This window comes from Sinosporangium siamense, assembly GCF_016863435.1.
GTDB lineage: Bacteria > Actinomycetota > Actinomycetes > Streptosporangiales > Streptosporangiaceae > Sinosporangium > Sinosporangium siamense.
Window position 1 is genome coordinate 253,197 of the sequence record NZ_BOOW01000012.1, and the last position, 8,493, is coordinate 261,689.

Here is an 8,493-nt window from a genome sequence, read left to right on the forward strand (position 1 = left end):
CAAGCGTGTCGAACCACTCATCAACCTCTGGCTACAGTTCCACCTCTCCCGTTCATAACGCGAACGTTATAGTCACAGCAAGAGCCGTGTCCCGAAAATACTCAGCCTCCTCCCCATCGGGGATCGATGAAATATGGTGGCGGGCTCTCTGAGGAGGAGGACGCTGCCGCTGTAGCGGTGTGTATGCCCTAGTGAGAAGTTTTCTCGGTGGCGCCGGACCGGGTGGTCGTGCCGGTCGGGGCAAGGGCGGCTATCGCGGCGGTGAGGATGGGCAGGCCCGCGACCAGGGCGGAGATTGTCAGCCAGGGGGTGTCGAAGGCCACCCTTGGGGTTGAGTCCTCCCAGCCGCTTGAGGTTGTCGCCGGCCACGCCAAGAGGAGGCCGATGCTGCAACCCGCGACTGCGCCCAGCGCCGTGCCGCATGCCGCGCTGAATCCCGTGCGGCAGGCGGAGAACAACCGCAGTGCCGCGGTCGAGGCACCGGTGCGCAGCAAGACACGTCTGGATCGGGAAGTGGCGGCGGTTCTACCGGGCGCTATCAATGCGCCGTAGAAGGCGATGGCGATCAATACAGTGGCGAAGACAATCCAACCAGCCGGGGCCTGGAATCCCCGCTCGACGTAGGTGACTGCGGCGTCACCCAGCCGGCGGCCGATCCGCTCCTGCTCGGCCGCCGATGTGCGGTGGCTGGACGGGTCGACGATCAGGGCCGTCTGCTCCAGTTGATAGCCGAGATCCCGCATGACCTTTGCCGGAATGAAGAGCCCCTGCACATCAGGTTCGGTGGGGCTGACGCCGATCGCGGGAATGGTCTTGCTCACCGGCCGTCTGCCTCCGACGCTGTCGTGCTGGATGAGCAGCGTGGCCGTGACGACTTTTGATTCATCGGTTGTGACCACTACGGCGGTGTTCTCGTCGTACGGCGTCGCCGGATCTCCCGTGAGATAGCGGAGTAGCGCCTGGTCGCCGACGTAGGTGTCTGGAGCCATGCCGTCCCGGAACGGCAATTCCACGTTCGGGATCTCCAGTTCTATCTCCGCGGGGCCGTGCTCACGATAGCTCTGCACGATGGGCACTCCGGGTAACTCATGTCGGATGGCCGCATGTACGGCCGCCGCCTCGTTCGTTGAGAATTCCCGCACCAGGAGTGCGCCTGATCTGGCCTCCGGATGATATTTCACCCTTTTTTGTGCTGTTGTGGCGAACGAGATAATCATTAACGCAATCGCGAGGGCTGTCGAAATCAACGCTGTGGCAATCGCAGGAGCCGTTCGGGTGCGATTGCCGGCCACGTCGCGGACTGCCAGGCGAATCGGTGGCGGCAGCCGTACAGCGTGTCGGCCGAGCACTCCCAGCAGCCATGGGATGAACGGGCCCAGGCCGAGCAGGAACAGCGTCCCGCCCAACATGGCCGCCAGGAAAGTCATGGCCGACCCGAAATCGTCGTAGTGCACGTCTTCATGTGTGTACCACGCGGTGAGGCCCATCACTACGAGGCCGATCACCGTCAGTAATGTTCCCAGGACCAGGTAGTGCCAGAGTACGGGGCCGTGGCGGTCGTCTGGGGCTGATCGCGCTGCGAATACCACGAACGCTCCAGGAGCGCCCAGGATGACGATTAGCATGAAGATCATCTCAGCCACGAAGAAATGGTACGTACTCCCAAAGCGTGCCGTACGGGAAAGAGGTCGGCCGATCAAGAAACGATGAGCTGGATCGACGCTGCGCAATGGCACAGTCACAATTGCCGACGGCAGGATCGGCCCGAAGTGCTCATTCGGGTGGCCAGACGGCGCGCGTGCTTCGGTAACCCGACCGGGAGCCCGCAGCAAGCCGGCCCATGCGGATATTGCGGCCGGCAAGCAGATCGTGAAGCGTCGTGACGCCGTGAACGCGCAGGGCGCCGAGCACGACGTCGGCGGCGGCACGCGCGTCCGCGCCCGGCTCGTGGTGGTCGAGGATCGTGCTCCCGGCGGCTTTGACCGCGTAGGGCAGCCGGTAGGACGGGAGGGACCAGGTCTGTCTCGCGATGACGAGGGAGCAGGCATAGCTGATGTCGGGCCAGGCGATGCCCGACGCGGTGCAGGCATCCCGGAGAACTCCGATGTCGAAGGCGGCGTTGTGGGCGACCAGTGGCCGCCCGGCGGCGAAGTCGAGAATTCTCTGGAAGCTCTCCTCCCAGGTCGGGGCGCCTTGCACGCTGCTCTCACTGACCTCTGCGGGCGTGGCGCGGAGTCACCGTCACGTGATGTCCAGGGCCTTGAGGAACGCGGCTGCCGCCGGTGTGTGGCCGAAGCGGCTCCAAATGATGTATTCGACCCGGGTGGGCGCGTCGGTGACCTCGATGGTGACCACGCCGGTGAGCTGGGGTGCGAAGGCGGAGGGGAGCATGGCCACGCCGAGGCCCGGTCCGACGAGCCGGGTGACGTAGTCCGCGGTGGTCACTTCGAAGGCGACGTCACGGCTAAGGCCGGCGGCGGAAAAGGCCAGGTCGGATTGGATGCGTCCGGCGGTGCCGGCCGGAAAGTCGACGAATGTCTCGGAGGAGAGCCGGCGAAGGCTGACCGCGGGTTCGTCGGCAAGCGGGTGGTCCGGTGCGACCACGGCGACGAGCCGGTCGCGGGCGAGTTCGTGGGCGGCGACGCCTTCGGGGCGCATGGTGGGGGGCAACCCAAGGAAGGCCACGTCGAGGGAGCCTTGTTTGACCTGTTCGACGAGGTCTTCGCTCGCGCCCACGCGCAGGCTGATGCGTACGTGTGGATATTTCCGGCGGTAGCCGAGCAACGCCCCGGGGATGTCGGCCGCGGCGACGGTGGGGATCAGGCCCACGGCGAGCCGTCCGCGCACCTCTCCGACGGCGGCGGCGACCTCGGCCGCCGCGCGTTCGGCGGCGTCCAGGCATTGGCGGGCGGCGGGGAGGAACGCCATGCCTGCCGGCGTCAGCCGTACCCGGCGGCTGGTGCGCTCGAAAAGTCTCGCGCCCAGCTCGCGTTCCAGGCGCGCGATCTGGTGGCTGAGGGCGGACTGGACGACCAGGCAGCGTTCGGCGGCCCGGGTGAAGCTGTTCGTCTCGGCGACGGCGACGACGTAGCGCATCTGCTGGAGATCCATGGATCCATCTTGAATCGAGATCGATGAGCTGACAAACATGTGTTGGACTCATTGATCGCTACCGGGTGAGACTTCGTGTGTGACAACAAACCTCCCCCGCACCGCCCTGACCGCCCTTGCTCCCCTCGCGTGGGGCACGACCTACGTCGTCACCACAGAGCTTCTCCCGCAAGGACACCCACTGTTCGCGGGACTCCTGCGTGCGCTGCCCGCCGGCCTGATCGCGCTGGCGATCACTTGGACGCTGCCGCGCGGAGCGTGGTGGGGGAAGGCCGCCGTGCTCGGCGTGCTGAACATCGGGATGTTCATGCCGCTGCTGTTCATCGCCGCCGAGCGCCTGCCGGGAGGCGTCGCCGCGACCTTGGGGGCGGTCCAGCCTCTGATCGTCGCCCTCCTGGCCGTGACGATTCTCCGGGAACCACCCTCCTTCTGGCGGCTCCTCTGGGGAGTGATGGGCGTCGTCGGCGTCGGATTGGTGGTGATCGGGCCGAACGCCGCATTCGACATCGTCGGGATCGTGGCCGGTCTCGCGAGCGCGGTCACGATGGCGCTCGGTGTGACGCTCACCAAACGCTGGGGAAGGCCCGACGGGGTCGGTCCCACCGCTTTCGCCGGCTGGCAACTCACCGCGGGTGGTCTGTTCCTGGTGCCGATCACCTTCCTGGTTGAGGGGGCACCTCCAGCGATCAGCCTGAACGCCGCCCTCGGCTACCTCTGGCTTGGTTTGGCCGGCGGCCTGATCGCCTATGCCCTGTGGTTCCGCGGCATCACCACCTTGCCCGTCACCTCCGTCGCGGTTCTCGCTCTGCTCTCGCCGCTGGTCGCCGCCGTTCTCGGTGCCGTACTGCTCGGCCAGACGCTTGGCCCTGTCCAACTCGCCGGGTTCGGCCTCTCGCTCGCCGCGATCGTCGCGGCACAGGTTCCCTCACCCATCCGCTCACATGTATCGATTTCCACCACCGCACCCGAAGGGACATCTCGATGAAGATCGCCGTCGTAGGAGCCGCAGGCATGGTCGGCTCGCGTGTCGTCACCGAAGCCGTGAGCCGGGGCCACGACCTCGTCGCGGTGTACCGTACAGCGCGCCCGGCCACCCCGCCGGCCGGAGTGATCGCCGTCGAGGGCGACGCGAACGACCCCGACCACATGAGCAGGCTGTTCAGCGGCAGCGACGCCATCGTGGCCGCGACCCGGCCCGCCCCGGGGCACGAAGACACCCTCGTCGCGACCACGACGGCACTGCTCGACGCGGCCGCGGCGACCCGGACACGCATCCTCTTCGTCGGAGGGGCCGCGCCCCTCCGCCTCCCGGGACATCCCGACCGGCTCGTCGTCGACAGCCCGGACTATGTGCCGCGGCAATATCGCGCCAGCGCCGTGGCCAGTGCCGCGCAGCTGGACGCCTGCCTGGCCCACTCGGCCGACTGGATCTATCTCAGCCCGCCCGCCCTTCTCGAACCCGGACATCGCACCGGGAAGTACCGGCGCGGCACCACCACACTCATCACGAACGCCGACGGCACGTCCGGAATCTCAGCCGAGGACCTCGCCGTGGCAGTCCTCGACGAACTTGAGAACCCAGGCGCAAGCCGGCACTTCACCGTGGCGCACTAGCCTGGAGTCAGAGCGAGGCGTACATTTCGTAAAGTACGTAGTTGACGTTCTTTGCGGAGTTAGCGCGAGTGAACCACCCGGAAACCGAGTTCGTCGATCGTATGGGGCTGATCATGGAACGCCTGGGCGGGACACGCACCATGGGCCGCCTGACGGCGTGGCTCATGATCTGCGACCCGCCCGACCGGTCCCTCACCGAACTGGCGGCGGAACTGGGCGTAAGCAAGACCGCCGTTAGCACGCTCGCCAGGCAACTGGGAATGAGCGGAATGGTAGAACGTGTCCCCACCTCCACCCGCGAGCACCGCTACCGGATGGCCGACGGCGGGTGGGCGCAGGTCATGCGGGTGCAACTGGCCGTCCTCGAGCAGAGCCTCGACACGCTCGACTTCGGGCTGTCGATCCTCGGCCACGACCGGTCCGGCCAGCGCAGCCGAGTGGAGGACACCCGGGACTACTTCGCCTTCATCCTGCACGACTCGGACAAGATGTTCGAGCGCTGGAAGGAGTACCGCGAGAGCCGTCTTGACGTAAATCCGTAGAGGGATCCTCAACCAAGGAGAGGCGATGTCCGACATCGTCGAACGGTACGACGTCCCCAAACAGCTCTTCTGGCTGCACGGGCCCCGATCGGGCCCGGCGGTCGAGTACGAAGCCCGCACCGGACTGTGGAATGTGTACGGTTACCCGGAGCTGATCGAGATCCTCGGCGACCCCGCGACATTTTCCTCCGACACCATGCGCGTGACTCCAAAGGAGCTGCTGCCCAGCGAGGACGAGTTCTCGCTGCAGGGCTTCATCACCCAGATCGACCCGCCCGAGCACGGCAGGCTACGCAAGCTGGTCAGCAGCGCCTTCACCCGCAAGGTCGTGGCCGATCTCGAACCCAGAATCGCCGAGCTCACCCACGAGCTGCTCGACGCGGCGCGCGAGCGCGGCCGGTTCGAGCTCGTGACCGACCTGGCCTACCCGCTGCCGGTCATCGTCATCGCCGAACTCCTCGGGGTGCCGAGCAGCGACCGCGCGCTGTTCAAGGAGTGGGCCGACGGGTTGTTCGAGCGTGATGCCGAGATCTCGCTCAAGCAGTCCGTCGAGCAGAGCAAGGCCGAGTTCGAGGCCACGATGAAACCGTGGAACGAGATGTCGGCCTACCTCGCCGCCCACGCCGCCGAACGTCGCCGGCACCCACGCGCCGACCTGCTATCCCGGCTGGTCGAGGCGAAGGTGGACGGTGAACGCCTGCCCGACGATCAGGTGGTCAACTTCGCCATCCTCCTCCTGCTCGCCGGCCACATCACCACGACGATGCTGCTCGGCAACACGGTGCTGTGCCTGGACGCCTTCCCCGAGCAGCAGGACAAGGTGCGCGCCGACCGCTCCTCGATCCCGGCCGTCATCGAGGAGTCCCTCCGGTTCATGACGCCGTTCGCCCTGCTCGGCCGCTCCACTACCCGCGAGACCCGGCTCGGCGACGCGACCATCCCGGCCGACCAGATGCTTGTCGCCTGGCTATCGACGGCCAACCGGGACCCGCGCCAGTTCGCCGACCCCGACCTCTTCGACCCCGGCCGCGACCCCAACCCGCACCTCGGCTTCGGGCGCGGCATCCACTTCTGCCTGGGCGCACCTTTGGCCCGGCTGGAGGGACGCATCGCGCTGGACATCTTGCTTGACCGGTTCGCCACCCTGCGCACCGATCCGGAGGAGGCGGTGCAGTTCATCCCGTCGCCGTCATTGACGGGAGTGCGGCGGCTTCCGCTCATCCAGGGGTAGTCACACTGCCCCCTCTCAGCAGAAGGTGCCTGCGGCCTCGACCGGCGCCGCAGGCACCTGAGCACATCGGTGTCATCAGCGTGGCAATCTCCCTATGGTGGGGCATGCGCGGGACAGATCCGGCTTCGCCGTACGGATAGTACGGTGCACATCTGTCGGCCGGTGGAGGCAGTGGACAGTGGTGGGGGAGGGCCTGAGCGCCGCATTTCTCCACCCCCTAAACATGCTGCTTCACTCCGATTTTTCGGGAAATTTCGTGGTAAGACGGATGCGGCGAATTTCATGATCGGCTGGAGGCTTGCGCTTTGCCTGCCTACGGGGGCCGCTCACCATGCCGCCAGCGTCAAGACCGTCGACGGGGTGAACAGAGTCGGCCGAGTGCGGCGCGGGAGGCCAGCCGACGACGATTGGAGCAATGTGCCACGGAAGTACTCCCTGCTGGCCGCCCTGGTGGCGACGGCAACGCTACTACCCGTCTCCGCGGCCGCCGCCGGCGCAGCCGTACCGGACGGGCCCACGGGGGACAAGAAACAACAAAGCATCACCTGGGCGCCTTGTCAGGAGGAGCCCTCCGCCGAATGCGGCAAGCTGACCGTCCCCATCGACTGGTCGAAACCTGACGGACCCACCGTCGACATCGCCGTCGCCCGCCGCAAGGCCACCGACCCCGCAGCGCGGATCGGGTCTCTCGTGGTCAACCCGGGCGGCCCAGGCGGATCGGGCGTCGAGTTCGCATATGGCGCTCGCAACTTCTTCACCCCGGAACTCCAGCGGCGATTCGACATCGTCGGCTTCGATCCCCGGGGTGTGGGCCGCAGCACCCCGGTCGTCTGCTCGGCGTCGGTGTACAACCAGATGCCGCCCACGATCATCAACAGCAAGGCCGACTTCAAGAAGTGGACAGTCTTCTCCAAGACGCTGCGCGAGGACTGCCGGGCTCGCACCGGCCCGCTGTACGACCACGTCGACTCGGTGAACGTCGCACGTGACGTTGACGCACTCCGCGCCGCGCTCGGTGAGCAGAAACTCACCTATTACGGGATCTCCTACGGCACCCTGATCGGCCAGATGTACGCCGAGCTGTTTCCGGACCGGATCAGGGCTCTGGCCTTGGACGCCAACATGGACCACAGCCTCAACGTCAAGCAGTTCCTCGACAGCGAGGCGGCTGCTCTTGAGGACTCGTTCGACGAGTTCGTCGGCTGGTGTGACATCGAGGCAAGTTGTGTATTGCACCGCCAGGATGTCCGGGCGCTGTGGGAAAGGCTTCTGGCCAAGGCACGCGCCGGTGAACTGTACTTTCCCGGCGTCGCAGATCGCCCGATGACCGAAGTCCAGGTCCTCTGGCTGGGTGTCATCGGCACGGAAGGGCCCGGCTGGCGCGTTCTGGCCGAGATCCTTCGAGCCCTCGACGGCGGGCCGCCGGCGTCGTGGATGCCCCCGATGCCCGGCCGTCAGCCCGTGCCGTGGGATGTGGCTCACCTGCCCACGGCGGTTCTCTGCCAGGACTACAACCTGCCGGTGCGGAACTACAAGGAATACGTCGCCCTGCGGAAGAGCTCCAACCGCCTGGCACCCGACATGCGGCTGAACCCGATGCCGTTCGAGGACCTCCCGATCTGCCTCAACCACCCCACCAACAACCCGCAGCACGAGCTCCGCTACACCGGGAGCGCTCCACTGCTGGTGGCCAGCTCGATCCACGACCCCTCCACGCCGTATGAGTGGTCCGTCAACGTGGCCCGCCAACTCGGCCCCAAGGCCGTGCTCCTCACCTATGAGGGCTGGGGCCACCGGGTCTACGGCAAGGAAGAGTGCGTCACCGTCCCCATCGACGACTACCTGATCACCCAGGTCCCGCCCCCGCACGGCTTCCGCTGCCCGGTGGGCGGCCGGGCCGGGGCCAAGGCGAAGCCAGTCCAGCCCGACACCTGGCCCACGGACAACCTCCCCTGGGCCAACCCGGTGGCGAGCAGGAACTGACCCTTCACAAAC

The 8,493-nt window shown here is 66.7% G+C and carries 8 protein-coding genes; 5 read left to right on the forward strand and 3 right to left on the reverse strand.

Going from position 1 to position 8,493, the window contains the following annotated elements:
* Positions 1–188: 188 nt before the first annotated feature.
* The 3 genes from Ssi02_RS10650 to Ssi02_RS10660 form a co-directional block, all read right to left on the reverse strand.
* Positions 189–1,643 carry a hypothetical protein gene (locus Ssi02_RS10650; protein WP_204024354.1) on the reverse strand — a complete coding sequence of 485 codons (1,455 nt, stop codon included), beginning with the start codon at positions 1,641–1,643 and terminating at the stop codon, positions 189–191.
* A gap of 130 nt (positions 1,644–1,773) precedes the next feature.
* Positions 1,774–2,199, reverse strand: a complete 426-nt coding sequence (locus Ssi02_RS10655) for an exonuclease domain-containing protein (RefSeq protein WP_204024355.1) — start codon at positions 2,197–2,199, stop codon at positions 1,774–1,776.
* 42 nt (positions 2,200–2,241) lie between these two features.
* Positions 2,242–3,111 carry a LysR family transcriptional regulator gene (locus tag Ssi02_RS10660; RefSeq protein ID WP_204024357.1) on the reverse strand — a complete coding sequence of 290 codons (870 nt, stop codon included), beginning with the start codon at positions 3,109–3,111 and terminating at the stop codon, positions 2,242–2,244.
* Between the two features lie 79 nt (positions 3,112–3,190).
* On the opposite strand from Ssi02_RS10660, the gene Ssi02_RS10665 reads away from it, so the two are divergent.
* The 5 genes from Ssi02_RS10665 (at position 3,191) to Ssi02_RS10685 (ending at position 8,481) form a co-directional block, all read left to right on the forward strand.
* Positions 3,191–4,096 carry an EamA family transporter gene (locus tag Ssi02_RS10665; protein ID WP_204024359.1) on the forward strand — a complete coding sequence of 302 codons (906 nt, stop codon included), beginning with the start codon at positions 3,191–3,193 and terminating at the stop codon, positions 4,094–4,096.
* Complete coding sequence (locus Ssi02_RS10670; protein ID WP_204024361.1) at positions 4,093–4,725, forward strand: NAD(P)-dependent oxidoreductase; 633 nt, start codon at positions 4,093–4,095, stop codon at positions 4,723–4,725. Before Ssi02_RS10665 ends, Ssi02_RS10670 begins: the two co-directional genes overlap by 4 nt.
* A 68-nt stretch (positions 4,726–4,793) precedes the next feature.
* Positions 4,794–5,267, forward strand: a complete 474-nt coding sequence (locus Ssi02_RS10675) for a GbsR/MarR family transcriptional regulator (protein WP_204024362.1) — start codon at positions 4,794–4,796, stop codon at positions 5,265–5,267.
* Between the two features lie 25 nt (positions 5,268–5,292).
* Positions 5,293–6,498 (forward strand): cytochrome P450, encoded by a 1,206-nt coding sequence (locus Ssi02_RS10680; RefSeq protein WP_204024363.1) that lies wholly within the window; start codon positions 5,293–5,295, stop codon positions 6,496–6,498.
* 417 nt (positions 6,499–6,915) lie between these two features.
* The gene (locus Ssi02_RS10685; protein WP_204024364.1) at positions 6,916–8,481 is read left to right on the forward strand and encodes an alpha/beta fold hydrolase; all 1,566 of its coding nucleotides are present in this window, start codon (positions 6,916–6,918) and stop codon (positions 8,479–8,481) included.
* Positions 8,482–8,493: the final 12 nt, after the last annotated feature.

Coding starts and splice junctions, on each gene's coding strand:
- Ssi02_RS10670 (WP_204024361.1), top strand. CDS start 4,093: ATGAAGATCGCCGTCGTAGGAGCCGCAGGCATGGTCGGCTCGCGTGTC.
- Ssi02_RS10680 (WP_204024363.1), top strand. CDS start 5,293: ATGTCCGACATCGTCGAACGGTACGACGTCCCCAAACAGCTCTTCTGG.
- Ssi02_RS10660 (WP_204024357.1), bottom strand. CDS start 3,111: ATGGATCTCCAGCAGATGCGCTACGTCGTCGCCGTCGCCGAGACGAAC.